At 61.1% G+C, this 26137-nt stretch carries 24 protein-coding genes; 7 read left to right on the top strand and 17 right to left on the bottom strand.

All coding sequences use genetic code 11. The annotated features are described in order from the left end of the window. Window positions 1-55 precede the first annotated feature (55 nt). The 12 genes from ACIOUG_RS11505 to ACIOUG_RS11560 all read right to left on the bottom strand — a co-directional run bounded on the left by ACIOUG_RS11505 (window position 56) and on the right by ACIOUG_RS11560 (window position 12449). A complete protein-coding gene (locus ACIOUG_RS11505) occupies window positions 56-685 on the bottom strand; it encodes a class I SAM-dependent methyltransferase (protein ID WP_401065434.1) in 630 nt (209 codons plus the stop codon). 136 nt (window positions 686-821) lie between these two features. After that, window positions 822-1466, bottom strand: a complete 645-nt coding sequence (locus ACIOUG_RS11510) for a methionine ABC transporter permease (RefSeq protein WP_401065436.1) — start codon at window positions 1464-1466, stop codon at window positions 822-824. Further along, entirely contained in the window at window positions 1456-2577 is a 1122-nt protein-coding gene (locus ACIOUG_RS11515; RefSeq protein WP_401065438.1) for a methionine ABC transporter ATP-binding protein, read from the bottom strand. The genes ACIOUG_RS11510 and ACIOUG_RS11515 overlap by 11 nt, the downstream gene beginning before the upstream one ends. Before the next feature lie 2 nt (window positions 2578-2579). Further along, the gene (locus tag ACIOUG_RS11520) at window positions 2580-3389 is read right to left on the bottom strand and encodes a MetQ/NlpA family ABC transporter substrate-binding protein (RefSeq protein WP_401065440.1); all 810 of its coding nucleotides are present in this window, start codon (window positions 3387-3389) and stop codon (window positions 2580-2582) included. A gap of 119 nt (window positions 3390-3508) precedes the next feature. Then, window positions 3509-4861, bottom strand: coding sequence for an LLM class flavin-dependent oxidoreductase (locus ACIOUG_RS11525; RefSeq protein ID WP_401065443.1), 1353 nt, complete (start codon window positions 4859-4861; stop codon window positions 3509-3511). Continuing rightward, window positions 4861-6054, bottom strand: a complete 1194-nt coding sequence (locus ACIOUG_RS11530; RefSeq protein ID WP_401065444.1) for an SfnB family sulfur acquisition oxidoreductase — start codon at window positions 6052-6054, stop codon at window positions 4861-4863. The genes ACIOUG_RS11525 and ACIOUG_RS11530 overlap by 1 nt, the downstream gene beginning before the upstream one ends. A 23-nt stretch (window positions 6055-6077) precedes the next feature. Next, window positions 6078-7319: an SfnB family sulfur acquisition oxidoreductase gene (locus tag ACIOUG_RS11535; RefSeq protein WP_401065446.1), complete on the bottom strand. Its 1242-nt coding sequence runs from the start codon at window positions 7317-7319 to the stop codon at window positions 6078-6080. A 394-nt stretch (window positions 7320-7713) separates the two neighbouring features. Then, entirely contained in the window at window positions 7714-8478 is a 765-nt protein-coding gene (locus ACIOUG_RS11540) for a hypothetical protein (protein ID WP_401065449.1), read from the bottom strand. 467 nt (window positions 8479-8945) lie between these two features. Further along, complete coding sequence (tcyN, locus tag ACIOUG_RS11545) at window positions 8946-9695, bottom strand: L-cystine ABC transporter ATP-binding protein TcyN (RefSeq protein ID WP_401065451.1); 750 nt, start codon at window positions 9693-9695, stop codon at window positions 8946-8948. Window positions 9696-9698: 3 nt separating this feature from the next. Beyond that, window positions 9699-10364 carry a cystine ABC transporter permease gene (tcyL, locus tag ACIOUG_RS11550; protein WP_003220607.1) on the bottom strand — a complete coding sequence of 222 codons (666 nt, stop codon included), beginning with the start codon at window positions 10362-10364 and terminating at the stop codon, window positions 9699-9701. After that, window positions 10364-11164 carry a cystine ABC transporter substrate-binding protein gene (gene tcyJ, locus ACIOUG_RS11555; protein ID WP_401065453.1) on the bottom strand — a complete coding sequence of 267 codons (801 nt, stop codon included), beginning with the start codon at window positions 11162-11164 and terminating at the stop codon, window positions 10364-10366. Before tcyJ ends, tcyL begins: the two co-directional genes overlap by 1 nt. 292 nt (window positions 11165-11456) lie before the next feature. Beyond that, window positions 11457-12449 carry a D-cysteine desulfhydrase gene (locus tag ACIOUG_RS11560; RefSeq protein ID WP_401065456.1) on the bottom strand — a complete coding sequence of 331 codons (993 nt, stop codon included), beginning with the start codon at window positions 12447-12449 and terminating at the stop codon, window positions 11457-11459. Between the two features lie 189 nt (window positions 12450-12638). Here ACIOUG_RS11560 and epsC point away from each other — a divergent pair, with 189 nt between their 5' ends. Continuing rightward, the gene (gene epsC, locus ACIOUG_RS11565; RefSeq protein ID WP_401065459.1) at window positions 12639-13565 is read left to right on the top strand and encodes a serine O-acetyltransferase EpsC; all 927 of its coding nucleotides are present in this window, start codon (window positions 12639-12641) and stop codon (window positions 13563-13565) included. A 458-nt stretch (window positions 13566-14023) separates the two neighbouring features. Then, window positions 14024-15985, top strand: coding sequence for a choline transporter BetT (gene betT / locus ACIOUG_RS11570; RefSeq protein WP_169842759.1), 1962 nt, complete (start codon window positions 14024-14026; stop codon window positions 15983-15985). A 24-nt stretch (window positions 15986-16009) separates the two neighbouring features. On the opposite strand, the gene ACIOUG_RS11575 is transcribed toward betT, so the two are convergent. Next, window positions 16010-16270 carry a hypothetical protein gene (locus tag ACIOUG_RS11575; RefSeq protein ID WP_003220613.1) on the bottom strand — a complete coding sequence of 87 codons (261 nt, stop codon included), beginning with the start codon at window positions 16268-16270 and terminating at the stop codon, window positions 16010-16012. 395 nt (window positions 16271-16665) lie between these two features. Between ACIOUG_RS11575 and ACIOUG_RS11580 the strand changes: the two genes are divergently transcribed. Together ACIOUG_RS11580 and ACIOUG_RS11585 are read left to right on the top strand one after the other, a co-directional pair. Then, entirely contained in the window at window positions 16666-16848 is a 183-nt protein-coding gene (locus ACIOUG_RS11580; protein WP_401065462.1) for a type II toxin-antitoxin system HicA family toxin, read from the top strand. After that, window positions 16845-17309 carry a type II toxin-antitoxin system HicB family antitoxin gene (locus ACIOUG_RS11585; protein WP_027611195.1) on the top strand — a complete coding sequence of 155 codons (465 nt, stop codon included), beginning with the start codon at window positions 16845-16847 and terminating at the stop codon, window positions 17307-17309. The genes ACIOUG_RS11580 and ACIOUG_RS11585 overlap by 4 nt, the downstream gene beginning before the upstream one ends. Before the next feature lie 101 nt (window positions 17310-17410). Here the strand turns inward: ACIOUG_RS11585 and ACIOUG_RS11590 are convergent, their stop codons facing one another. After that, complete coding sequence (locus ACIOUG_RS11590; protein ID WP_401065464.1) at window positions 17411-18448, bottom strand: LacI family DNA-binding transcriptional regulator; 1038 nt, start codon at window positions 18446-18448, stop codon at window positions 17411-17413. Between the two features lie 205 nt (window positions 18449-18653). On the opposite strand from ACIOUG_RS11590, the gene ACIOUG_RS11595 reads away from it, so the two are divergent. From ACIOUG_RS11595 to mgrA, 3 genes are all read left to right on the top strand, one after another. Continuing rightward, on the top strand, window positions 18654-20879 hold the full coding sequence (locus ACIOUG_RS11595) for a TonB-dependent receptor (protein ID WP_401065466.1): 2226 nt from the start codon (window positions 18654-18656) through the stop codon (window positions 20877-20879). A gap of 1 nt (window position 20880) precedes the next feature. Further along, window positions 20881-22200 carry an LLM class flavin-dependent oxidoreductase gene (locus ACIOUG_RS11600; RefSeq protein ID WP_401065468.1) on the top strand — a complete coding sequence of 440 codons (1320 nt, stop codon included), beginning with the start codon at window positions 20881-20883 and terminating at the stop codon, window positions 22198-22200. Window positions 22201-22391: 191 nt separating this feature from the next. After that, window positions 22392-23429 (top strand): L-glyceraldehyde 3-phosphate reductase, encoded by a 1038-nt coding sequence (gene mgrA / locus ACIOUG_RS11605; protein ID WP_003220623.1) that lies wholly within the window; start codon window positions 22392-22394, stop codon window positions 23427-23429. 90 nt (window positions 23430-23519) lie between these two features. Here the strand turns inward: mgrA and tauD are convergent, their stop codons facing one another. The 3 genes from tauD to tauB form a co-directional block, all read right to left on the bottom strand. Next, on the bottom strand, window positions 23520-24359 hold the full coding sequence (gene tauD / locus ACIOUG_RS11610) for a taurine dioxygenase (protein WP_401065472.1): 840 nt from the start codon (window positions 24357-24359) through the stop codon (window positions 23520-23522). Between the two features lie 143 nt (window positions 24360-24502). Beyond that, a complete protein-coding gene (tauC, locus tag ACIOUG_RS11615) occupies window positions 24503-25336 on the bottom strand; it encodes a taurine ABC transporter permease TauC (RefSeq protein ID WP_401065474.1) in 834 nt (277 codons plus the stop codon). Beyond that, on the bottom strand, window positions 25333-26127 hold the full coding sequence (gene tauB / locus ACIOUG_RS11620; RefSeq protein ID WP_401065476.1) for a taurine ABC transporter ATP-binding subunit: 795 nt from the start codon (window positions 26125-26127) through the stop codon (window positions 25333-25335). Before tauB ends, tauC begins: the two co-directional genes overlap by 4 nt. Window positions 26128-26137: the final 10 nt, after the last annotated feature.

A 26137-nucleotide genomic window follows, 5' to 3' on the forward strand; every position in this document is an offset into this window, starting at 1 on the left:
GGGGAGCGCATTCCAACTGTAGGAGTGAGCCTGCTCGCGATGGCGTCAGAATGGACTACGCAGATTTACGCCAAACGCTGGCCAGCCAAGGCTGCTGCTCGCGCGGCAACCCCGCCGGCCGGTAGTAATGCTCCAGCTCGACAAACCCCGCCGCCGTCAACAACCCGCGCCACGCTTCCAGATCGTGGTACGAACCATAGCGCGGCCCGTTCCAGCCCTCACGGTTATCCCCGCGCGGATTGGAACTGAACAACACCCCGCCCGGTTTCAACGTGCCATGCAGTTGCTTGAGCACTCGCGGCAATTCCTGCAGCGGCACATGAAACAGCACCGCGTTGGCGAAAATGCCGTCGAAGCGTGCGGCCGGCAGGTCGAGTTTCAGAAAGTCCTGACACCACACTTCACAGCCACTGTCTGCCCGTGCCATTTGCGCGAATTGCTCTGCACCGTCGAGGCCGACCGCAACGTGGCCCATGCGGGTGAACGTCCGCAGGTCACGCCCCGGCCCACAGCCGAAATCGAGAATGGAAAACGGCGCCGAACCCTGGATGTGTCGCAGCAAGGCGTCGATGTTCTGGCTGACATCGTGATCGCGGGTGCCTTCGCGAAAGTCTGCGGCTACCGAGTTGTAGTGGCCGAGGGTGGTGGCGGTGATCTGTTCGAGATCGATGGGAGTCTGTTTCATGGGGCGGACTGTTTGGGGGAGTTGAGCAGACTATAAGCGCTTTCGCGCTGTAAAAGATCGCAGCCTGCGGCAGCTCCTGCAGAAGATCACGTTCCCCTGTAGGAGCTGCCGCAGGCTGCGATCTTTTGCTCTTGCTTCAGCGCTTGTTCAGGCCCCGCGCCAGACGATCCCCACCCAACTGAATCACCGCCACCAACACCACCAGCAACACAATCACCGTCAGCATGATCTGGCTGTCGAAACGCTGATAACCGTAGCGGTAAGCAATATCGCCGAGGCCGCCGGCACCAATCGCCCCGGCCATGGCCGATGAGTTGATCATCGTCACCAGCGTAATCGTGAACCCGCCAACAATCCCCGGCAGCGCTTCAGGCAACAGCACATGCCAGACGATGTGCCAGCGTCGGCAGCCCATGGCCTGCGCCGCCTCGATCAAACCATGATCGACCTCACGCAGACTCACTTCGGCAATCCGTGCGAAGAATGGCGTCGCCGCGATTGTCAGCGGCACCACCGCCGCCCACACACCGTACGTGGTGCCGACAATCAGCCGGGTGAACGGTATCAGCGCGACCATCAGAATCAGGAACGGGATCGAGCGGAACAGGTTGACGAACGCGCCCAGCACCCGGTTGAGCAGCGGCGCCTGGTAGATCCCGCCCTTGTCGCTGGTGACCAGAATCACCGCCATCGGGATCCCCACCAGCAAGGCGATCAGCGACGACACACCGACCATCAGGAAGGTGTCGATGAAACCCTGGAGCAAACGATCAAACCACATAACCCGCTACCTCCACTCGTTGCGCCCACTGCCCGGCGCGCTCGCGCAATTGTTCGGCGCTCAGGGCCGAGCCGCTGGCCGCCAGCAACAATTGTCCCAGCGCGTGGCCCTGAATCCGTTCGACGCCGCCCTGCAGCAACTTCACCCGACCACCGAGGGCGGCGAACAGCGCCGCCAGATCCGGCTCGTCGCCGGCACTGCCAGTGAACTGCAAACGCAAGACCACCGCCGCGCCCGGGGAGGGCGGTTGGGCATGCAGGCGACTCTGCAGTTCTGCCGGCAAGGCGTGTTGCAGCGGCGCGAGCAAGGTCTGGCTGACTTCGTGCTGCGGATTGCCGAACACTTCCCAGACCGGGCCCTGCTCGACGATCCGCCCATGCTCGAGCACGACCACGCGGTCGCAGATTTCGCGGATCACCGCCATTTCGTGCGTGATCAAAACAATCGTCAGGCCCAGGCGCTGATTGATCTCGCGCAGCAGGCCGAGGATCGATTGGGTGGTCTCCGGATCGAGCGCCGAAGTGGCTTCGTCGCAGAGCAGAATGTCCGGGTCATGCACCAAGGCGCGGGCGATGCCGACACGCTGTTTCTGCCCGCCGGAAAGCTGCGCCGGATAGGCCTTGTGTTTGGCTTGCAGGCCGACCAGTTCGAGCAGTTCACGCACCTTCTGCTCGCGTTGTGCCTTCGGCACGCCGGCGACTTTCAGCGGCAGTTCGACGTTCTGCCACACGGTCTTGGCCGACATCAGGTTGAAGTGCTGGAAGATCATGCCGATGCGCCGGCGCAGGGCGACCAGGCGATCCTCATCGAATTCGCCGATGTCGACTTGGTCGATCAGCACCCGCCCCGCAGTCGGTTGCTCCAGACGATTGATCGTGCGGATCAGCGACGACTTGCCGGCGCCGCTGCGACCGATGATGCCGAACACCTCGCCACGCTGGATCGCCAGATCAATGCCTTGCAGGGCCGCGACCGGGCCTTGTCGGCCCTCGTAGGTTTTACCCAGACCGATGAAGCGTACGTGGGCGCGATTCAGCTCGGGATGCAGTTCGGTTTTTTCAGCATTTTCTGGCTCTGGAATATCCAGTCGCCGTTGGATTGCGGCGGTCATGCTCAGCTTTCCCAACCGGCCTGATACAGCTTGCCGTGAGCCTTATCCAGCGCGGCGCGAACGGCCGGCGAGTGCTGGTAGATGTCGACGAATTTGATCAGGCGCGGGTCGTCCTTGCTTTTGGGCTGGATCACGAACTGGATCACGTATTCCTTGTGGTCGAGACCGTCGAACAGCAACGCGGAGCCGGCGTCAAAAGTCTTCGCCAGACGGATGTAGGCCGGGTAGCCCTGGACCAGATCGGCGTCATCGTAGGCGCGCACCAGTTGCACGGCTTCGACTTGCAGGATTTTGATCTTCTTCGGGTTGGCGACGATGTCGTCCTCGGTGGCCTTGTAGCCGACACCTGGTTTGAGGGTGATCAGACCGGCCTTGGCCAGCAGTTGCAGGCCGCGGCCGCTGTTGATCGGGTCGTTGGCGATGGCGACGCTGGCGCCTTCGGGCAACTCGTCGAAGCTCTTGTATTTTTTCGAGTAGAGGCCGACGTTGTTGATGATTCCCGGGGCGAAGGGCACCAGGTCAAAACCGGCGGCGGCCTTGGCATTTTCGAGGAACGGGATGTGCTGGAAGTAGTTCACGTCGATGTCGCCGGCGGCGAGGCTGACGTTCGGTGCGATCCAGTCGGTGAACTCCACCAGCTCGACTTTCAGGCCTTGTTTGGAGGCCTCTTCGACGGCGGCTTCCAGCGGAATGGCGAAGGCGGCGGTGGTGCCGATTTTCAACGGCACATCGGCGGCGAACACCGCCGAGCTGAACAGGCCGAAGGCCAGGGCCAGTGCTTTGACTGGGTGGGACAGGAATTTCTGGGTCATGGTGATTTTTCCAGTCAGTGCATGAATTTTGTGGTGTCTGGTCAGGCCTCATCGCGAGCAGGCTCACTCCTACATTTGGAATGCGTTCCCCTGTAGGAGTGAGCCTGCTCGCGATGCTTTCAACGGCGGAATGAAGAACCGGTGTGTTGCTCAGGCAAATGCGCCTCACCGTGGAACAACTTCTCGCGCAAACTGCCGCTGTCATACGCAGTCTTGTACGACCCGCGCCGTTGCAACTCTGGAATCACCAGCTCGATGAAATCGACATAGCTTTCCGGGGTCACGATGCGCGTCAGGTTGAAGCCGTCGAGTCCCGTTTCGGCGATCCACGATTCCAGTTCATCCGCCACTTGCTCAGGCGAGCCGACCACGGTGATGTAGCGGCCACCGAGGGCGTGCTGCTCGAGCAATTTGCGTCGGGTCCAGTCGTTGTTCTGCAGATTTTTGGTGGCGGACTGGATGGCATTGCTCTTGACGTACTGGATCGGTTCGTCGATTTCGTATTGGGAAAAGTCGATGCCGGTGGAGGCTGAGAAATGCGCGACGCCGGCCTCGGCGCTGGCATAACTCAGGTACTCGGCGTGCTTGGCCCACGCGGCTTCTTCGGTCGCGCCGACGATCACGTTGAGGCCCATGAACACCTTGATGTCCTCGGGATTGCGTCCGGCTTCGACGGCGCTGGCGCGGACCTTGTCCACCTGCACTTTGGTCGATGGCTTGTTCTGGCCGCTGATGAACACGCACTCGGCGTGACGCCCGGCGAACAGCAATCCACGATCGGAACTGCCGGCCTGGAACAGCACCGGCGTACGCTGCGGCGATGGTTCGCAGAGGTGATAACCCTCGACCTGATAGAACTCGCCGTGGTGTTCGACCTTGTGCACCTTCTCCGGCTGCGCGTAGATGCGCTGCTCACGGTCATTGAGCACCGCGCCGTTTTCCCAACTGCCTTCCCAGAGTTTGTAGAGCACTTCGAGATATTCGTCGGCCTGATCGTAACGCCGGTCATGCTCGACCTGTTCGCGCAGGCCCATGGCCTTGGCGGCGCTGTCGAGGTAACCGGTGACAATGTTCCAGCCGACCCGACCGCGGCTCAGATGATCGAGCGACGACATGCGGCGGGCGAACAGATAGGGCGGTTCATAGGTGAGGTTGGCAGTGAGACCGAAGCCGAGGTTTTTCGTCACGGCGGCCATCGCCGACACCAGCAGCAGCGGGTCGTTGACCGGCAACTGGATCGACTCTTTGAGCGTGACGTCCACCGAGTTCTGGTAGACGTCGTACACGCCGACGATGTCGGCGATGAACAGTCCGTCGAACAAACCGCGCTCCAGCAACTGCGCCAGCTCGGTCCAGTACTCGATGGTGTTGTAGCGCGTCGACGTGTCGCGTGGATGCGTCCACAGGCCATGGTTGATGTGGCCGATGCAGTTCATGTTGAACGCGTTGAGCAGGATCTTTTTCTTGCTCATCAGATAGTGCCCCGCAGTGGCGGCTTTTCATCGTTGAGGTAGTAATTGCCCACCGCGTGATACTTCCAGCGCACCGGGTCGTGCAGGGTGTGCACCCGGGCGTTGCGCCAGTGACGGTCGAGGCCATGCTCGATCAGGGTCGCCTGACTGCCGGCCAGTTCAAACAGGGTGCTACCGGCGGCGAGCGAAATTTCCGTGCTGATCGCCCGTGCTTCGGCGACCGCAATCGAGGCGGCAGCGACGGTTTCGGCGTTGGTCTCGGCCTGGGCCTTGTCGAGGAATTCGCCAGAGCGCTCAAGCAGCGCTTCGGTGGCGTGCAGACGGATGCTCAAGTGGCCGAAACTCTTCAGGGTCAGCGGGTCTTCGGTGGCCTTGTCGTTGCCGGAGTCGATCCATGGCCGGGTCTTGCTGCGCACGAAGTGCAGGGCATCTTCGTAAGCGGCTCGGGCAATGCCGGTGTCGATGGCAGCGTGAAGAATCTGCGCCAGCGGGCCGACCGTGGTTGGACGCTCGAATGCGCTCTGGAACGGGATCACGTCTTCGGCAGCGACATACACGTCTTCGAACACCACCGAACCGCTGCCGGTGGTGCGCTGGCCGAAACCGCTCCAGTCGTCGATCACCGTCAGGCCTTTGCTGTCACGCGGGACGAAGGCCAGCTGCTGCGCGCCATTTTCATCAACCACCGACGTCGGAATGCGCTGGGCGTAGATCGCGCCGGTCGCATAAAACTTGCGCCCGTTGATGCGATAGCCGTCGCCGTCACGCTTGAGGCTGGTGACGCGGTCATGGGCGGTTTTGGTGCCGAGTTCCGCCAGGGCATTGCCGAAGCGCTGACCGGCCAGCACCTCGGCGTACAGCCGTTGTTTCTGCTCATGGCTGCCATTCACCCGCAGCACTTCGAGGGCGTAGAAATGGTTCTGCGGAATCTGTCCGAGAGAGCCGTCGGCCTGAGCGATCAGGGCGATGACTTTGGCTAAGGTCACGTTGGACACACCGGCGCCGCCAAACTCTTTGGGCACGCTGATGCCCCACAAGCCGGAGCGGGAAAATACGTCGAGTTCCGGCAGTGGCAGGCGGCGTTCACGGTCGCGCACGGCACTGTCGCGTTTGAAATCTTCGGCCAGGTCGCTGGCGACGATCAGGGCTTGCTCATCGCTGGTGATGACCGCGACAGGGTGAGAATAAGTCATGTGCTTCTCCAGATGTCTGGTCGTTAAATCCAGGAGTGGCGAGCCGGCAAAGTACCGTTCAGGCGAAAGGCGCCGACCGCGTGATATTTCCAGCGCACCGGGTCGTGCAGGGTGTGCACCCGGGCGTTGCGCCAGTGACGGTCGAGGTTGAATTCGGCGAGGGTCGCGCGGCTGCCGGCCAGTTCGAAAAGCTTCTCGCTGGCGAGCAAGGAGATCTCGGTAGTCAGCACTTTGGCTTCGGCCACCGCAATTGAAGCGCGGGCGGCGGATTCGGCGGTCAGCGGCGCGGCATGGACTTGGTCGAGCACTTTGCCGGCCTTGCGCAGCAGCGCTTCGGCGGCGTGCAGTTCGATTTTCAGCTTGCCGATGTCGGCGATCACATAGAGGTCATCGCTGGCGCGTTCGACCTTGGCGTCGATCCATGGCCGCGCGCGGGTTTTGACGAATTCGATGGCGTCGTCGATGGCGCCACGGGCGATGCCGGCGTCGATGGCCGCCTGAATCAGCTGCGACACCGCGCCTTGAGTATTTGGCTTCTCGTTGATCTTCCAGTTATCGACGACCAGGCTCGACTCGACGCGCACGTTGTTCAGCAAAATCGTGCCGCTGGCGGTGGTGCGCTGACCGAAGCCCGACCAGTCATCAACGATGCGCAGGCCCGGGGTGCCACGGCGGACGAAGGCCAGCACTTGCTTGCCGTCGTCATTGAGCGCCTTGACCGCCACCCAGTGTGCGAACAGCGCGCCGGTGGAATAAAACTTCTGGCCGTTGATCACGTAGTCATCGCCGTCGGCGGTGATGCGCGCTTTCAATTCCAGGGTGTTTTTGGTGCCGCGCTCAGGGCCGGCATTGCCAATGCGCCAGCCTTCGAGAACGCTCTGGAACAGCTGTTTTTTCTGCGCTTCGGTGGCGCTGCCGAGCACCAGGTTGATGATGCCGAACTGGTTCTGCGGGATCTGTCCCAGCGCCGGGTCGGCCGCGGAAATGATCGCGAACACCTCGGCCAGGGTCACGAATGAAACTTGTGGCCCACCGTATTCACGCGGGATGGCAATACTGCCCAGGCCGCTGCGGGTGAACTGTTCGATTTCCGACCACGGCAGCTTGCGCTGGCGGTCGCGTTTGGCCGCCTGCACGCGGGCGACTTGCGCTAGTTCGTGGGCGGCCTTGATGGCTTGGGCGTCGTTGCGCAAAACCTGCGCGGGCAACAACAGTGGGGCGATGTCCAGATCAGACTGGAGATTTGCGTCTGCCAGACTGGACATCAGTGCCGCTCCTTGGCTGCACGCAATGCCCTGGCGATCTGCACTGGGGTGATTGTGTTCCGGACCATACTACCTACCTCACATCTCATGAAAAACGCCGCAGAAGTGCGGCGAACGAAAGAATGTCCGGTGGTCCGGTTCATATACCCTAAGCGTGTATAAATATTAAATAAACTAACTTTTAGGAATATGTATAGAAGGGGTGGTGGTCGGATTGGTTAACAGGCTTCGAGCCGTGCAATACAACCTGTGGTGAGGGGATTCATCCCCGACAGGCCGCACAGCGGCCTTTTCTGAGTCATAAAAAACGGGACTGCTTCGCAGTCCATCGGGGCGCTGCGACGTTTCGCTAAATCACCTCACTACAAAGCTCCATGAGGACAGGAGTGCGACATCAATCCTTGGTCGATTCAGCGGCCTTCAGCTCCTGGCGCAGCGGCACCTTCAGATAAGGGTTCACACAGCCGATCTTCAGCGTCCGTGGCGGTGCCCAGCGCGAGTTGTTGCCTACCCAGTCGAGGATGCAATAGGTCACGTCCAGACGCAGATCCTCACCGCCTTCGACGATCACTGCCGGTGGTACCCAGACCTGAATCGGCAGGCCGACATCGGCTGCGGTGATCCGTGCCAGGTCCATGCGCGCGTCGCCCCAGCGCAAGGTGATGGCGTCGTCCTCGGCCATGTTCAGGTACGGCTCGATGGTCAGGGGCACACCGCGTTTGATCTGATTGGGGTTCACGCCCTGGCGGCGGATGGCCTCGGGCAGCGTGACCGGCGCCAGTTGCTGATTCTCGTCACCGCACAGCGGCGAAGGCTGGCCGCCGGGGCAGTCGAGCTTGACCTGCACCCGGGTTGCCGCCGACAGCGCCGGTCCCTGGCCGATCTGCATCACCCGATAATGAATCCGCGCGGTGCCACTGGCGATGAAACTCTCCGGCACCCGCAGGCTGACCGTTGCGCCAAGGTCTTCACTGGTCAGGACCCGCGAGGCGACGTAACAGTTGTTCCAGAACAGCTCGATCAGATCGCCGGCATCCATGCCGGGGTAGGGCAGGACATCAATCAGCAGGTGCGCGGCAGCCGTCAGATTGATCGCGTTGTTGTGTGCGGATGCGAGGTTCGGCGCTGCCAGTTCGGTGGTATGCGAAGTGCGGGTCATCGGGTTCTCTCCTTGAAGTCTTGCAGCGAATTCCGTTTCTGAAAAAACAAAAGGCGTGATGAATCGGTAATGCAGCCATGAACTTTTGTTCAGGCTGAGTACGGGTTGATTCAACTAAGTGGTGCCGGTTGGTGACTAGATAAGAGTGTGCGGGAAAGAGTGTCAATAGAGCGCCTTAGTTAATCCATGAATTACGGATTAATCAGAAGCTTCCTACGTTGATGAGGCATGCTGCCTAGCCTTGATGGCGAATGGAACTACGATTTTTCCGGAGTTTTTGCGGTTTCTGTGCGGGCCTGTTTAGACCGTTTCAAAGGTACGCGAGCACGCCGCAGATTACTTGTATCTGTTGCAGAACATATATGAATTGTTTTGACAGGTTTAAGCTGGCGGAATTTAGATGGTTTGCAGTCGGGGGAACTATAACTTCCTTCCATGGAAGTTAATGACTCAAAACAATAAGGTTCTCAGGCGTGATTGAGGAACTTGCTGAGAAACTGTTGGGTACGTTCTTGTTTCGGGTTGGCAAACAACGCCTTGGCTTCGCCTTGCTCGACGATCACGCCCTTGTCGAAAAACACCACACGGTTGGCCACGTCGCGGGCAAAGCCCATTTCGTGAGTGACGATGACCATGGTGCGTTTTTCTTCAGCCAGTCCGCGAATGGTCGCCAGCACTTCGCCCACCAGTTCCGGGTCGAGGGCCGAGGTCGGCTCGTCGAACAGGATCACTTCCGGCTCCATCGCCAGCGCCCGGGCAATCGCCACGCGCTGTTGCTGACCGCCGGACAGACGACGCGGATACGCATCTTCCTTGCCTTCCAGACCGACCTTGGCCAGCAGCTTCATGCCCAGGGCAACGGCTTGCTCGCGCGGCATCTTCTTGACTACGATCGGCCCTTCGATGACGTTTTCCAGTGCGGTGCGGTGGGGGAACAGGTTGAAGTTCTGAAACACGAAGCCTACGTGCTGGCGCAGGTTGCGCACCAGACTCTGCTGCTGGCTCAGCGGGCGGCTGGTATCGATTTCGATATCGCCGACCTTGATCCGGCCGCTGGTGGGTTGTTCAAGGAAGTTCAGGCAGCGCAGGAACGTGGTCTTGCCCGAACCGCTGGGACCGATGATGGCCACGACTTCGCCTTCCTTCACCTCAAGATCGATGCCTTTGAGCACCTCTTGACCCTTGAACTGCTTTGTCAGTTTTTCCACGACAATCATGGGTCAGGACTCCTGGTCGTGCCGATTGGCCCGCTCTTCCAACTTGTTCTGCAGGTGCGACAGCACCGTGGCCAGAATCCAGTAGATCAGCGCGGCGGCAAGATACATGGTGAAGACTTCGAAAGTCCGGGCGGTAATCAGTTGCGCCTGACGGAACAGTTCCGGCACCTGAATGGTGGCGGCCAGTGCCGTGTCCTTGACCAGCGAAATGAAGCTGTTGCCCAGCGGCGGCAGCGCGGTGCGCATGGCCTGCGGCAGGATGGCCCGGCGCAGGGTCTGCGCACGGGTCATGCCGATGCTCGCAGCGGCTTCCCACTGACCACGCTCGATCGAACCGATCGCGGCCCGCAGGATTTCACAGGCATAAGCGGCCATGTTCAGCGAGAAGCCGATCAGGGCAGCTGGGAGCGGATCCAGTTCCAGACCCAATTGCGGCAAGCCGTAATAGATCACGAACAGTTGCACCAGCAACGGCGTGCCGCGAAAGAACGACACGTAGATGCGGGCAATCCAGCTCACCAGTTTGAAGCGCGACAGACGCATCAACGCCAGGCCGAAGCCCAGCAGCAAGCCGAAAAACATGCCGCCCAGACTGAGGATGACCGTGTAGTACGCGCCCTTGAGCAGAAAGGGCGCGGAGTCCAGTGCGAGTTGGAAAGCTTCTTCCATTATTTGGTGACGTCAGCGTTGAAGTACTTCGTGGACAGCTTCTCAAGAGTACCGTCGGCACGCAGCTCGTCGAGAGCCTTGTTCACCGCAGCCAGCAGCTCAGGCTCGCCTTTGCGCAGAGCGATACCGGATTCCTGACGGGAGAACGCTTCACCGGCAGCCACGGTTTTCGGGGCCTTCTTGGCGTATTCAAGTGCAGCCAGACGGTCGATCAGGATGGCGTCGGTGCGGCCGTTGTTCAGGTCGGCGAACTTGGTCGGATCATCGTCGTAGGTACGCACGTCAGCGCCCGGCACGTTGGCGCGGACCCACTGTTCGTAGTTGGTGCCCAGGCCGACACCGACTTTCTTGCCGGACAGATCGGCAGCAGTCTTGATGTTCAACTTGGCTGCCTTGTCCTTCAGCACCAGCGCCTGAATCCCGGAAACGGTGTACGGCTCGGAGAAGTCATACTTCTTCTTGCGCTCGTCGGAGATGGTCACTTGGTTGACCACGACGTCCAGACGCTTGGATTCCAGCGCGGCGAGAATGCCGTCCCACTTGGTCGGCTGAATCTTGGCTTTGACGCCGAGTTTCTGCGCCAGGGCTTCGGAGAGTTCCACTTCGAAACCGGTCAGTTTGCCGTTCTCGTCAACGAAGCTGAACGGTGGGTAAGTGCCTTCCAGGCCGACGTTGATAACGCCTTTGTCCTTGATCTGTTGCAGCTGCTCACCGGCGGTTGCCTGGCCGATCAGGCCGGCGCTCAGTGCAAGGCCCAGCGAACCTACCAGCAGATTGCGACGTAGTGCGGAAAAATTCATGACAAGCCCCTGTGTTTTCTTATGGAAGACGCTTAAGGAAAGTTGGCGAATTCGGGAATTGAACGACTGCGTTATCGTGCCCTAAAGCAGCTTATGCGTCTTGCCCGAAATTCGCCTGCGGCGAGACTATAAGATGTCTGCTTTAGACTTGAAAATACTTAATATTTGAAATGTTATTTCTTTGTGGAATATGCGCGGTTCGCGAAAAAGATCGCAGCCTGCGGCAGCTCCTACATTTGGAATGCGTACTCCTGTAGGAGTTGCCGCAGGCTGCGATCTTTTGATCTTCCGGTTACAGAAAATCCCGATACGCAAACAACGCCGGCGCCCCACCCGTGTGCAGGAAGATGATCGGGCCCTCGTCGAAACGCTGGCGGCCGATCCCGTCGAGCAGACCGGCCATGGCCTTGCCGGTGTACACCGGGTCGAGCAGCACCGCGTCCTGACTGGCCAACAGTTTCACCGCAGCCAGTGTCCCGGCATTCGGCTCGCCGTAACGCGGGCCGAAGTATTCGTCCCACAACTCGACCTTGAAGTTCACCGGCAATTGCACGCCCAGCAGGTCCGCCGTGCGTTCGGCCAGACCCTGCACTTTCGGTCGCTGATCTTCTTCGCTGCGTGATACGGTCACGCCGATTACTGACAATTGCGGCAGCGCTTCGCTCAACGCCAACGCCAGACCGCTGTGGGTCCCGGCGCTGCCCGAGGCCAGTACCACGGCGGCGAATTCCAGACCGGTGTCCTTGATCTGCTCCGCCAGTTCCAGGCCGGCACGCACGTAACCCAGTGCGCCGAGGGCATTCGAGCCACCGATCGGTACCAGATACGGTTTCTTGCCATTGCTGCGCAGGCGCACGGCGAGGGCGGCGAGTTGTTCGTCGGCGTTGTCGAGGTTGTCCACCAGCTCGACCTTGGTATCGAACAGGTCGAGCAGCAGGCGGTTGCCGTTGCCGGTGTAATTGCTGTCGTCGGTGCCCAGTGGATTTTCCAGCAGCGCCACGCAACCCAGGCCGAGTCTGGCAGCCAGCGCGGCGGTCTGGCGCACATGGTTCGATTGCAGGGCGCCGGCGGTGATCAGCGTATCGGCGCCTTGGGCGAGGGCATCGGCGGCGAGGTATTCGAGTTTGCGCAGCTTGTTGCCGCCCATGGCCAGCGGCGTCAGGTCATCGCGTTTGATGTACACCTCGCGGCCGAGCCAGGCGGACAGGCGTTCGAGTTTTTCCAGCGGCGTGGGTTGGCCGAGCAAGTCGAGACGGTTAAAGCGGTCCAGCTGTTGTTTGATCATGAGCCCGTACTGGCGGAGGAAGATGGGAGGACTATAGGCACGCCGTTTTACCGGAGCAACCGTGGATCGCTTATAGCCAAATGTGCTTAATCCAGCACTATCGGTTCTTAATTCGTCCTCGCGGGCATGCCGTAAAGTAGTCGCCGTTGACGCGGCCAGACCGTCCGGCCGCCCTGAGGAGTCTTTACCGTGAGCGAGCGTTCCAGCCATTGGCAATTGCAGACCATCGTCAGCCAGCTGCGTACCGCGCGGGATCAGTGGCGTACCCAGAATGGCCGGGCCAGCGGCGAGCAGGGTGGCCGCGAGTTGCCATCCCGCGCGGCGATGGCCGAGATTCTCGAAGCGCTGTGTGGCGCGTTGTTCCCGATGCGGCTGGGGCCAGTGGATCTGCGTGAAGAGAGTGAGGACTTCTATGTCGGGCACACCCTTGATACCTCGTTGAATGCCTTGCTGGCGCAGGCGCGGCTGGAGCTGCGTTATGTCGCCCGGCACAGCGCTCAAGATGACGCTGACGTCGAAGCTCAGGCGATCCGTATCATTCAGGATTTCGCGCTGGCCTTACCGGGCTTGCGCAGCCTGCTCGACACCGACGTGCTGGCGGCCTATCACGGTGATCCGGCGGCACGCAGCGTCGATGAAGTGCTGCTGTGTTATCCGGGGATTTTGGCGGTGATTCACCATCGTCTGGCGCACCATTTGTATCGCGCCGGGTTGCCGTTGCTGGCGCGGATCAGTGCGGAGATTGCGCACTCGGCCACCGGCATCGACATCCACCCAGGCGCGCAGATCGGCCGCAGTTTCTTCATCGACCACGGCACGGGTGTGGTGATCGGTGAGACCGCGATCATCGGCGAGCGCGTGCGGATCTATCAGGCCGTGACGCTGGGCGCCAAGCGTTTCCCGGCAGATGAAGACGGGCAGTTGCAGAAGGGCCATCCGCGGCACCCGATTGTCGAGGACGACGTGGTGATTTATGCCGGGGCGACGATTCTCGGGCGGATCACCATCGGGCAGGGTTCGACCATCGGCGGTAATGTGTGGCTGACGCGCAGTGTGCCGGCGGGGAGCAACCTGACGCAGGCCAATCTGCAGCATGATGACGGCACGCAGAAGTAACCCGCTCACAACCCCCCTGTAGGAGCTGCCGAAGGCTGCGATCTTTAAAATCAAAAGATCGCAGCCTTCGGCAGCTCCTACAGAGCGCGGGTTTCAGGACGAATCGAAATAGTGGCATTCAGCCAATTCAGCAGTGAACGAATCGCTCGACCCTCACGTCATAGCCTTCCTTGAACTAGCGTAAAGCGGGCCATTTCACGCTGGAACAGGGAGGGCCGCTGCGCGGCCCATCGGGGATAAATCCCCTCGCCACAAGCTACCGCTTGGCCGTGCGATTAGTCCTTGGCGCCCTATCCATGTTTAACTTGAATGTTCATTCAAGTTAAACCGGTGGTTCGCTGCCCGCTCACAACAGGAGGCTTGCCTTTGCTGAGTCCGATCATTTCAGCCACGTTTCAATTCCTCGAGGTGCACGTTTCATGAGTGCATCGTCTACCCCCGCCAGCGGTCTGGTACGCATGAATCCGCCGGTGTTCTACTTCGCCGCGACGGTCATTCTGCTGTTTGGTCTGGTGGTCATCGCCATGCCGGAGCAGGCTGGAGCCTGGCTGCTGGCCGCGCAAAACTGGGCGGCCAACACGGTCGGCTGGTACTACATGCTCGCGATGACGCTGTATCTGGTCTTCGTGGTGGTCACCGCGTTATCGGGCTACGGCAAGATCAAACTCGGTGCCGACCACGACGAACCCGAGTTCAGTTACCTGTCCTGGGCCGGCATGCTGTTCGCCGCCGGGATCAGCATCACGCTGTTTTTCTTTTGTGTCTCTGAACCGCTGACGCACATGCTCCAGCCGCCACAAGGCGAGGCCGGCACGGCGGACGCGGCGCGGCAGGCGATGCAGATTCTGTTTCTGCACTGGGGCCTGCACGGCTGGGGCGTGTTTGCCTTCGTCGGCATGGCGCTGGCCTATTTCGCCTATCGGCATAACCTGCCGCTGGCCTTGCGTTCGGCGCTGTACCCACTGATCGGCAAGCGCATCAACGGCCCCATCGGTTACGCGGTGGACGGCTTCGGCATCATCGCCACGGTGTTCGGTCTGGGGGCCGACATGGGCTTCGGCGTGCTGCACCTCAACTCCGGTCTCGACTACCTGTTCGGCATCGCACACACCCAGTGGATTCAGGTCGGTCTGATCACGCTGATGATGGGTGCGGCGATCATCGTCGCGGTCTCGGGTGTGGATAAAGGCGTGCGGGTGATGTCCGACATCAACATGCTGCTGGCCTGTGCGCTGCTGCTGTTCGTGTTGTTCGCCGGGCCTACTCAGCACCTGCTCAACACCCTGATCCAGAATCTTGGCGACTATCTCGGCGCCTTGCCGATGAAGAGTTTCGACCTCTATGCCTACGACAAACCAAGCGACTGGCTTGGCGGCTGGACCGTGTTCTACTGGGCCTGGTGGATCGCATGGTCGCCGTTCGTGGGCCTGTTCATCGCACGGATTTCCCGTGGTCGGACCATCCGCGAGTTCGTCTTCGGCGTGCTGTTGATTCCGCTCGGTTTCACCCTGGCGTGGATGTCGATTTTCGGCAACAGCGCCATTGATCAGGTGCTCAATCACGGCATGTCGGCGCTGGGTATGTCGGCCCTCGACAATCCGTCGATGAGCCTTTATCTGCTGCTGGAAACCTACCCGTGGAGCAAGACTGTCATCGCGGTGACGGTGTTCATCAGCTTCGTGTTCTTCGTCACTTCCGCCGACTCCGGCACCGTGGTGCTTTCGACGCTGTCGGCCAAGGGCGGCAACCCGGACGAAGACGGGCCGAAATGGCTGCGAGTGTTCTGGGGCGCGATGACCGCACTGGTGACCAGTGCGCTGCTGTTCTCCGGCAGCATTGATGCGCTGAAATCGGCGGTGGTGCTGACCTCGTTGCCGTTCTCTTTGATTTTGCTGCTGATGATGTGGGGCCTGCACAAGGCGTTCTATCTGGAATCGCAGAAGCAGATCGCGCAACTGCATTCGCTGGCACCAGTGTCCGGTTCGCGGCGTGGCACGGGCGGCTGGCGCCAGCGCCTGAGTCAGGCGGTGCACTTCCCGTCGCGCGATGAGGTGTACCGCTTCATGGACACCACGGTGCGTCCGGCGATCGAAGAAGTGACGGCGGTATTCGTCGAGAAGGGCTTGAACGTGGTCACCCAGCCGGATCCGGCGCACGACAACATTAGCCTGGAAATCGGCCACGGCGAGCAGCATCCGTTCATCTACCAGGTGCAGATGCGCGGCTACTTCACGCCGTCGTTCGCCCGGGGTGGCATGGGTTCCAAACAGCTCAACAACCGCCGCTACTACCGCGCTGAAGTGCACTTGAGCGAGGGCAGTCAGGACTACGATCTGGTCGGCTACACCAAAGAGCAGATCATCAACGACATCCTCGACCAGTACGAACGCCACATGCAGTTCCTGCATCTGGTGCGTTGATTGGCAACTGAGCGCCGGGACGGTTCACGACTCGGCGCTCAGCACCATGAACAACACCATCGCCGCCATCGGCACCCCGAACACCGCACTGCCCACCGCGATTTCCGATCCCAGCGGCTGCCCGGCATGCACCACCCCCACCGCGCCATTGATCACCGTCAACGCCAGCCACAGCGCGGCGAAGCTGTAGGCCAAAGTCTGCCGGCTGAAGCCGACGCGCTCGCCGATGTAGAGCATCAGGGCGAGCAGGACCAGGCCGAAGAAGATGATGATGGCGGTGTGCATAGGCGTGCCTGCGGGTTATGCGGTGCTTGATCGGACGCCTTCGCGGGCAAGCCCACTCCCACAGTGATCTCGGTCATTCACAGGTTCTGTGTACAACCAAAATCCCGTGGGAGCGGGCTTGCCCGCGAAGGGGCCACCTCGGTGTCATTAAGAGCATAGCCAAGACAGCCCGCATCAATACAAGACAACCATTCTCGATCAGACACATTTCGCGACGCATTCAAGGTATCTGGACGGCAGGGCCCTTTCCTGCTCGCCTGCGCCTGCCGTTGGTCGAACCAATTACCGAGCGTTTGCTCACCCAGCTAATATTTATCAGAGTGTGTATCGTGTGTATAAATCGGTTGCTCACGCCCTAAGGTGACCAGCTCTTGCTGTCGAACAGGGCGAAGGAAATGCGTAGTCGGGAAATGATCAGGATGATCGAGGAGGATGGTTGGTATCTGGTTGCAGTGAAGGGTAGTCACCATCAGTACAAGCATCCGCGCAAGCCGGGTCGGGTGACGATCAAGCATCCGGATTCAGAACTTCCCAAAGGGACGATCAACAGCATTTTGAAACAGGCGGGATTGAAATGAAGCCCGTTATTGGAAGTGAAAGTCCTTTTATGGACACGTCAGAGGAAGGATTCACGTTTATGAAATTCCCGGTCGTTTTGCACAAGGATGCCGACTCGGACTACGGAGTCATTGTCCCGGATGTACCGGGGTGCTTCTCCGCAGGGAGCACGGTAGCCGAAGCTTTTGAAAACACTCAGGAGGCTCTGGCCCTGCACTATGAGGGGCTGGTGGCTGATGGTGCACCGTTGCCTCGAGTTCAGGACATTGATGCACATCTCGACAACCCGGATTACGCGGGTGGAATCTGGGGTGTTGTCGACTTTGATATCACGCCCTATTTCGGCAAGTCGGTACGCTTCAACGCCACGCTGCCCGAGCAACTGCTGGAGCGTATTGATCAAACAGTCCGGCGTGATCAGCGCTACAGTTCCCGCTCCGGATTTCTGGCCGCAGCTGCGTTGCGCGAATTGTCGGCATGATGGAAAAACCTGTAGGAGCTGCCGCAGGCTGCGATCTTTCGCTTTTAGAAGCCAGAATCAAAAGATCGCAGCCTGCGGCAGCTCCTGCAAAGGCATGTGTGTCAGGTGCTCTCGCGCTCGATCACCTTGCACTGCAACAGATTCAGGCGCTGCACATCATCGCTCGGCAACACCCCAAGGCTTTCCAGCACCCGCGTTGCCGCCAGCACACCGATTTCCAGTGCCGGTGGTTTGATCGTGCTCAGGCTCGGCAACAGCATTTCGGCGAACGGGTAATCGCCGAAGCCGAGCACGGCGCAGTCTGCGGGGATCTTCAGGCCGGCGCGTTGCCCGGCGAGCAGGCCGCCGGCGGCGAGGTTGTCGTTGGCGAAGATGATCGCGTCGGGGCGGGGGACGGCGTTCATCAATACTTCCATCGCTTGCTTGCCGGCCTCGAACGGCGCGCGGTCGGCGTCCGGGCCGAACACCCACGGCTGCAGTCCGAACTCGCGCACGGTGGCGGCGTAACCATCGCGGCGCTCCAGCGCACTGAGGTCGCCGGGGGCGCTGTTCTGCACGAAGGCGATGCGGCGATAGCCTTTGTCGTACAGATAACGGGCAGCGGTCACGCCGACTTCATAGTGCGAGAAGCCGATCTGCATCGGCTCGCGATCCGGCTGGTAATCCCAGGTTTCGATCACCGGAATTTCCGCCTCGGCGATCATCTTTTCCGTGCCCGCACTATGGAAATGGCTGGTCAGCACCAGCGCCGCCGGCGACCAGCCAAGAAATGCGCGCACGGCGTTTTCTTCCTGCTCGGTACTGAAGTAACTCGACGCCAGCAGCAACTGATAACCGTGGCGGCTGAGGGTGTCACTGAAGCCCTGAATGGTGTTGGCAAAGATCGGCCCCGAGATGTTTGGAATCACCATGCCGACGATTTTCCCTCGCGCTGAGGCCAGGCCGCCAGCCACCAGATTCGGCACGTAACCCAGTTCGGCGACCACCGCTGCAATCCGCTCGCGGCGCTCCGGCGAGACCGATTCCGGCTGATTGAAGTAGCGCGACACGGTGATCGCTGACACACCGGCCTCGCGCGCCACCGCGTTCAGGGTCACGCGTCCGGCGCCACGACGTTTGCGGGGCTTTTCCTGGCTCAAGGCTTGATCCTTCTTAAAAACCAAAACGCATATAAAAGTAATTTTTCAGTATTGGACGCTCTATGCCGAGCTTGCCAATACTGGCGATGTTAGCGCTAACAAAGCGCATTGTCTGCTACTCGCTCGAGCGAATGCCCAAGACACCGATTCAGGCGCTGTCGTCGCAGAACGGCAGCGGTTCAGGGCCAATTTCGAGCGGGCAAACATGCACAACATTCCTGGGGCGACACACAAACTGGCGCAGTCGATTCGCGCCGCTGGCTGGATTTTTACCGGACTGGCGGCATTGCCGCTGCCCACTGCGTTCGCCGCCGACAGCAGCGATCAAGAGCCGACCCTCAAGTCCGTCACGGTCACCGCCACCCGCCGCGAAGAGTCGCTGCAGAAGGTGCCGGTGGCGGTCTCGGTGATCGACGGTGAACAACTGGAACGCGACAACCGCAACGGCGTGGCGAGCATCGTCCAGCAAGTGCCGTCGCTGAATTTCCGTACCGGTGCGTCGAACAAGGACACTTCGTTGTTCGTGCGTGGCGTCGGCACGATTTCCACCTCGCCCGGCGTCGAGCCAACGGTGGCCACGGTGATCGACGGCGTGGTCTATGCGCGTCCCGGTCAATCGACTCTCGACCTGCTGGATCTGGAGCGCGTCGAAGTGCTGCGCGGCCCGCAGGGCACGCTGTTCGGCAAGAACGCCTCGGCCGGTGTGCTGAACATCACCAGCAAGGCGCCGACCAACGAGACCCACGGTTACATCGACCAGTCGTACTACAGCGGCAACGAAAGCCGCACCCGCTTCGGTATTGGCGGCAGCCTGATTCCGGACACACTCAAGGGTTCGATCAGCACCCTGTTCGGTAGCTACGACGGCAACGTCGACAACAAAAACAACGGCCAGGAGGTCAACGGCTACAACCATCGCGGCGTGCGCGGCAAACTCGAGTTCACCCCGAACGATGACGTGACCTTCACCCTGATCGCCGACTACATGCAGTCCCACGACGACGGTCCCAACGGCGTCGTCAGCAAGTCGTTGACCCCGGCCTTCGCCAACGCGCTGAGCCCAGTGAATGCGACCAGCCACAACCGCGACATCAACACCGACACCCGCAGCCACGTCGAGGACACCAACAAAGGCCTGTCCGGCCAGCTCGACTGGCAACTGGGCGATTACACCCTGACCTCGATCACCGCGTGGCGCGGCTGGGACAACACCCAGTATCAGGACGGTGATCGGTTGAGCACGATCACCCCGGCGTTCCCCGGCACCGCCGACAAGGGCGATCTGGCCTTCGACCAGTACTCGCAGGAGCTGCGTCTGGCCTCGCCGAAAGGTGAATTCCTTGAATACGTCGGCGGCCTGTTCTACATGCACGGCAAGGACGACGAGACCTATCAGCGCACTTTGACCACCACCACGCGTACCGACCGTGGCGTCGCCGATTACAGCACCACCAGCGACAGCTACGCCGCGTTCGGCGAAGCCACGCTGAACTTCACCTCGGACTTCCGTGGCATCGCCGGTCTGCGCTATACCCACGATGAGCTGGAATACGACCACCGCCGCGTCTCGACCTCGGCGACCACGGTCAGCGGCATTCAACCGGCGACCAGCAGTTCCGGTTCGGTGGACGAGGACGGCTGGTCCGGCCGCCTTGGCGTGCAGTACGACCTGAGCGATGCGGTCACCACGTACCTGACCTATTCGCGCGGCTACAAAGGCCCGGCCTACAACGTGTTCTTCAACATGCAGCCGCGTGACACCGAAGCGTTGAAACCGGAAACCTCCAACACCTGGGAAGCGGGGATCAAGGCCACCAGCTGGAACAACCGACTGACCACCAACCTCGCGGTGTTCCACAGCGATTACGACAACTATCAGGCGAACTTTTTCGACACCGTCGCCGGGCAAGTGGTGACGCGTCTGATCAACGCCGGCAGCGTCAGCACCGAAGGCGTCGAACTCGATTACGCCTTGCAGGCGACCCAGCAATTGAAGTTCTCCGGGGCGTTGGCTTACACCCGCGCGCGCATCGACCAATTCAGCTGCCCGGCGGGCGCGGCGGCATCGTGCAACGTCAATGGCAAGCCGCTGCCGTTCAGCCCGGACTGGAAAAGCTACGTGCGTGCCGACTATACGATCCCGCTGGAAAACGGTCTGGATATCGAACTCGGCACCGACTACAGCTGGCAGAGCGAAGTGCAGTACGACATCAGCCAGAACGCCGACACCAAACAAGGTGCCTACGGCATCTGGAACGCCAGCGTGGCGCTGGCCGATTACAGCAATGGCTGGCGCGTGGCGCTGTTGGGCAAGAACCTCGCCGACAAGTCCTACTCACCGTTGCTGGCCAGCGGCGGCAGCTACATTTACCGCGCCGTGCCACGCGACGACGAGCGCTACTTCGGCGTGCAACTGCGCAAGGATTTCTGAGATGAGCAGACAGCTGAAACTCGGCGCCTTTCTCATGGCCACCGGGCACCACGTGGCCGCGTGGCGGCACCCGCAGGTGCCGGCCAATGCCGGGCTGGATTTCGCCCATTACAAGCGCTTGGCACAGATTGCCGAGGCGGCGAAGTTCGACACGCTGTTCGTCGCCGACAGTGTGGCCGCGCCGACCCAGGACATCGCCAGCCGCATGGCGCGTTCGGATCACTTCGAACCGCTGACCCTGCTCTCGGCCCTGAGCGCGGTGACCGAGCACATCGGCCTGATCGCCACGGCGACCACCAGCTACAACGAGCCGTACCACGTGGCGCGCAAATTCGCCTCGCTCGATCATCTGTCGGGCGGTCGCGCCGGGTGGAATCTGGTGACCTCGGACAACGCCGCCGAGGCACTGAATTTCGGTCGCGACGAACACCTCGGCCACGCCGAACGCTACAGCCGCGCCCGCGAGTTTCATCAGGTGGTCACCGGGCTGTGGGACAGTTGGGAGGACGATGCCTTTGTGCGCGACAAGGCCAGTGGCGCCTATTACGACCCGGCGAAAATGCACGTGCTGGATCATGTCGGTGAGCATTTTCGGGTGAAAGGTCCGCTGAACGTCGCGCGCTCGCCGCAGGGGCAACCGGTGATCGTGCAGGCAGGCTCGTCTGAAACCGGGCGTGAGCTGGCGGCGCAGACCGCTGAGGTGGTGTTCACCGCGCAGACTTCGCTGGCCGGCGCACAGGCGTTCTACGCCGACCTCAAGGGCCGCTTGGCCAAGTACGGGCGCAGCGCCGATTCGCTGAAAATCATGCCGGGGGTGTTTGTCGTCGTCGGGCAGACCGAAGCCGAAGCGCAGGAAAAATTTGAATCGTTTCAGCAATTGGTCGAACCGGAGGTTGGCGTGGCGTTGCTTGGGCGTATGCTGGGCAACTTCGACTTGTCGAAGTACCCGCTGGACGGGCCGCTGCCGCAGTTGCCGTTGACCGACAGCGGCCAGCAGAGCCGGCAGAAATTGCTGACTGAACTGGCGGGGCGGGAGCATCTGACCCTCGCCGAGTTGGGGCGCAAGATTGCCGGCGGGCGCGGGCATTACAGCCTGGTGGGCACGCCGGCGCAGATTGCCGATCGCTTGCAGGAGTGGTTCGAACAGGGTGCGGCGGATGGCTTCAACGTGCTGGTGCCGCACCTGCCGGGCGGGCTCGAAGACTTCGCTAATGGCGTGGTCCCGGAACTGCAGCGGCGTGGGCTGTTCAGAACCGAGTATGAGGGCCGGACGTTGCGCGAGAACCTGGGTCTTGCCCGGCCTATAAACAAATTTGTGTAGAGCACTTTTGTGGCGAGGGAGCTTGCTCCCGCAGGTCTGCGAAGCAGACCCAAAACCTGCCATCGCATTCAGACAGGCATAGCGCGCTGGATGGGTTTGCGGTTGCTGCGCAACCGAGCGGGAGCAAGCTCCCTCGCCACAGGTTTGGGATTCACCCTCAATTTGCTGGCAATCAAACAAGAGAGGATTCGATGACTTACACCGCTGCCGAAAACCGCTACGACTCCATCCCTTACCGCCGTGTCGGCCGCAGTGGTCTGGTACTGCCGGCGCTGTCGCTGGGCCTGTGGCACAACTTCGGCGACAGCACGCCGATCGACACCCAGCGCGCCTTGCTGCGCACCGCGTTCGACCTGGGGATCAACCACTTCGACTTGGCCAACAACTACGGCCCGCCGTACGGCAGCGCTGAAATCAACTTCGGTCGCCTGCTGCGCGAAGACTTCAAGCACTACCGCGACGAGCTGATCATCTCGAGCAAGGCCGGTTGGGACATGTGGCCCGGCCCGTACGGCCAGGGCGGTGGCTCGCGCAAATACGTGCTGGCCAGCCTCGACCAGAGCCTGCAGCGTCTCGGTCTGGACTATGTGGATATCTTCTATTCGCACCGCTTCGACCCGGACACCCCGCTGGAAGAAACCGCCAGCGCCCTCGCCACCGCCGTGCAGCAGGGCAAGGCGTTGTACATCGGTATCTCGTCGTACTCCGGGGTAAAAACCCGCGAGATCGCTGCGCTGCTCAAAGAATGGAAAGTGCCGCTGCTGATTCATCAACCGGCGTACAACCTGCTCAATCGCTGGGTGGAAAAAGACCTGCTCGACACCACCGAAGAACTCGGTACCGGCGTCATCGCCTTCACCCCGTTGGCGCAGGGCCTGTTGACCGACAAATACCTCAATGGCGTGCCGGCGGATGCGCGGGTCAATCGTCCGGGCGGTGGTTCGCTGCAGGCTTCGCACTTGTCCGAGGCCAACATCGCACACGTGCGGGCGCTGAACGAGATCGCCAAGCGTCGCGGCCAGAGCCTGGCGCAACTCGCGCTGGCCTGGACCCTGCGTGATCCGCGAGTGACCTCGGCGCTGATCGGTGCGAGCCGGCCAGAGCAGATCATCGAGAACGTCGGGGCGTTGAAGAACCTGAGCTTCAGTGCCGAGGAACTGGCAGAGATCGACCGCTTTGCCCAAGAGGGCGGGATCAATCTGTGGGAGAAGCCTTCGACGGCTGAATAATCGGCAAAGCAAAAGATCGCAGCCTGCGGCAGCTCCTACATTGAAACGCGTTCCTCTGTAGGAGCTGCCGCAGGCTGCGATCTTTTGATCTTAAAAGTAAGGTACATCCCCCAACACCGTAGCCCGCTGCATCACTCGCCGCGCCGGGCGGTAATCATCCACCGCGTAATGCTGGGTCACGCGGTTGTCCCAGAAGGCAATGTCGTCCTGCTGCCAGCGCCAGCGAATGGTGAATTCCGGGCGGGTCGCGTGGGCGAACAGGAACTTCAGAATCGCTTCGCTCTCGGTGTCCGACAGCTCGTTGATCTTCGAGGTGAAGCCTTCGTTGACGAACAACGAACGGCGTCCACTGACCGGGTGAGTGCGGATCACCGGGTGTGACAACGGTGGATTCTTGCGCCGTGCCTCTTCCCACTGCGCCAGGGCTTGCGGCGTGTTGCCGTAGCGCTCCAGCGGAAACGAGCGAGTGAAGTCGTGAGTCGCGGTCAGCCCTTCGAGCAGGGTTTTCATCGGCGCCGACAGCGCTTCATACGCGGCAATTCCGCTGGCCCACAAGGTGTCGCCACCAAACTCCGGCAGCAGCTTGGCACTGAGTACCGCGCCCATCGCCGGGGTCAGCAAGAAGGTCACGTCGGTGTGCCAGATCGCGTTGTCGCGCACGTCGGTGACGGCGGTGTCGAGGATCAGCACTTCGGGCTGCTCCGGCACGTTCGGGTAGATCGGGTGAATGTGCAGGTCGCCGAAGTACGCAGCGAAACGTGCCTGTTGCGAAGGCTCGATCGGCTGATTGCGGAAGAACAGCACTTGGTACTTGAGCAGCGCCTGCTCGATGGCATCGCGCTGTTCCAGGTTCAACGGCTGGCTGACGTCGACGCCGCTGATCTGCGCGCCGAGGGCCGAGCTTAATGGGGTGATGGTCAGGCTGCTCATGGTCTTACTCTTCGAATTCGGGGGATAGAGCTTTTGTAGGAGTGAGCCTGCTCGCGATTGCAGGCTGGCAGTCAATGCTGGGGTGAATGACACACCGCAATCGCGAGCAGGCTCACTCCTACAGGGGGTTCACATGAAATTTGTCAGTGGGTTTGGCCGTGCCACGGCACCAGTTTGCGCTGCAGGGCACGCAGGCCCATTTCCATGGCGAAGGCGATCAGCGCGATCACCAGAATCCCCAGCACCACCACATCGGTGACCAGGAACTGCGCGGCCGACTGCACCATGAAGCCCAAACCGCTGGTGGCGGCGATCAGTTCGGCGGCGACCAGGGTCGACCAGCCAACACCCAGACCAATGCGCACACCGGTGAGAATGTCCGGCAAGGCGCTGGGCAAAATCACGTGGCGGATCAGTTGTGCGCGAGTGGCACCGAGCGACTGCGCGGCACGCAATTTCGCCGGGTCAACGGTGCGCACGCCGGTCGCGGTCGCGATGGCGATCGGCGCGAAAATCGCCAGGTAGATCAGCAGCACTTTCGACAGCTCGCCGATGCCACACCAGATCACGATCAGCGGCAGATAAGCCAATGGCGGAATCGGCCGGTAAAACTCGATCAGCGGATCGAGCACGCCACGGGCGATACGGTTGGCGCCGATGGCGATGCCCACCGGCACTGCGGTAAGAATCGCGAAGCCAAGGCCCAGGCCAATGCGGCTCAGGCTCGCGCCCAAGTGCTGCCACAGGGTCGAATCCATGTAACCGGTGGTCGCCAGCAACCAGCCTTTTTGCAGCACGGCGGACGGTGGCGGCAGGAACAGCGGTTCGATCAAACCGGTGGCGGTCACCGCCCACCAGATCACCAGCAAGGCGAACAGGGTCAGCAGGCTGATCCAGCGGGTGCTGAGGCTGCGCCGCACGGGAATCGCCACCGATGGGCTTTTCACTGCGCGGGCGGAAACGTCGTAACTGCTCATGCGCGCTCCTGCCGTTGCACGGCGCTGCGTTGCGAGAACACTTTGCTCAGCACGTGCTCGCGGGTTTCGATAAAACGCGGGTCGGATTTGATCGCCCGTGCCGATTCACCGGCGGCGTAGCGTTGACCGAAATCCAGATGCAGGCGCTCGACGATCTGCCCCGGATTCGGCGCCAGCAGAATCAGGTCGGTGGCGAGGAATACCGCTTCTTCGATGTCGTGGGTAATCAGGAACACCGGTTTGGCGGTGCGCTGCCAGACTTGCAGCAACAGTTCCTGCATCTGCTCGCGGGTGAACGCGTCGAGGGCGCCGAAGGGTTCGTCCATCAGCAGCACGCGCGGGTCGGCGGCGAGAGCGCGGGCCAGGCCGACACGCTGTTTCTGGCCGCCGGAAAGCTGCCAGATACGGCGGTGCTCGAACCCTGTGAGATCAACCAGCGCGAGCATTTCCCGGGCGGTCTTTTCGCGTTTGTCCTTGGCGACGCCGGCCAGTTCCAGACCGAAAGCGACGTTGGCCAGCACGTCCTGCCACGGCAGCAGGGCGTCATCCTGGAACACCACGCCACGTTCGGCGCTCGGGCCTTTGACCGGCACGCCGTCGAGGGTGATGCGCCCGGCGCTGGGTTCGACGAAGCCGGCAATCAGGTTCAACAGCGAAGTCTTGCCACTGCCGGACGGGCCGAGGGCGACCAGCAATTGCTGAGGCCCGAGGGTCAGAGAAATGTCCGCCAGTACCGGTTCCGGGCTGCCGGGATACTGTGCGCTGATGCGCTCCAGTTGTAGCAAGGCCATCGCAGTTAAC

Origin of the sequence: Pseudomonas sp. NPDC087803, from assembly GCF_044742995.1 — a bacterium.
Classification (GTDB): Bacteria; Pseudomonadota; Gammaproteobacteria; order Pseudomonadales; family Pseudomonadaceae; genus Aquipseudomonas.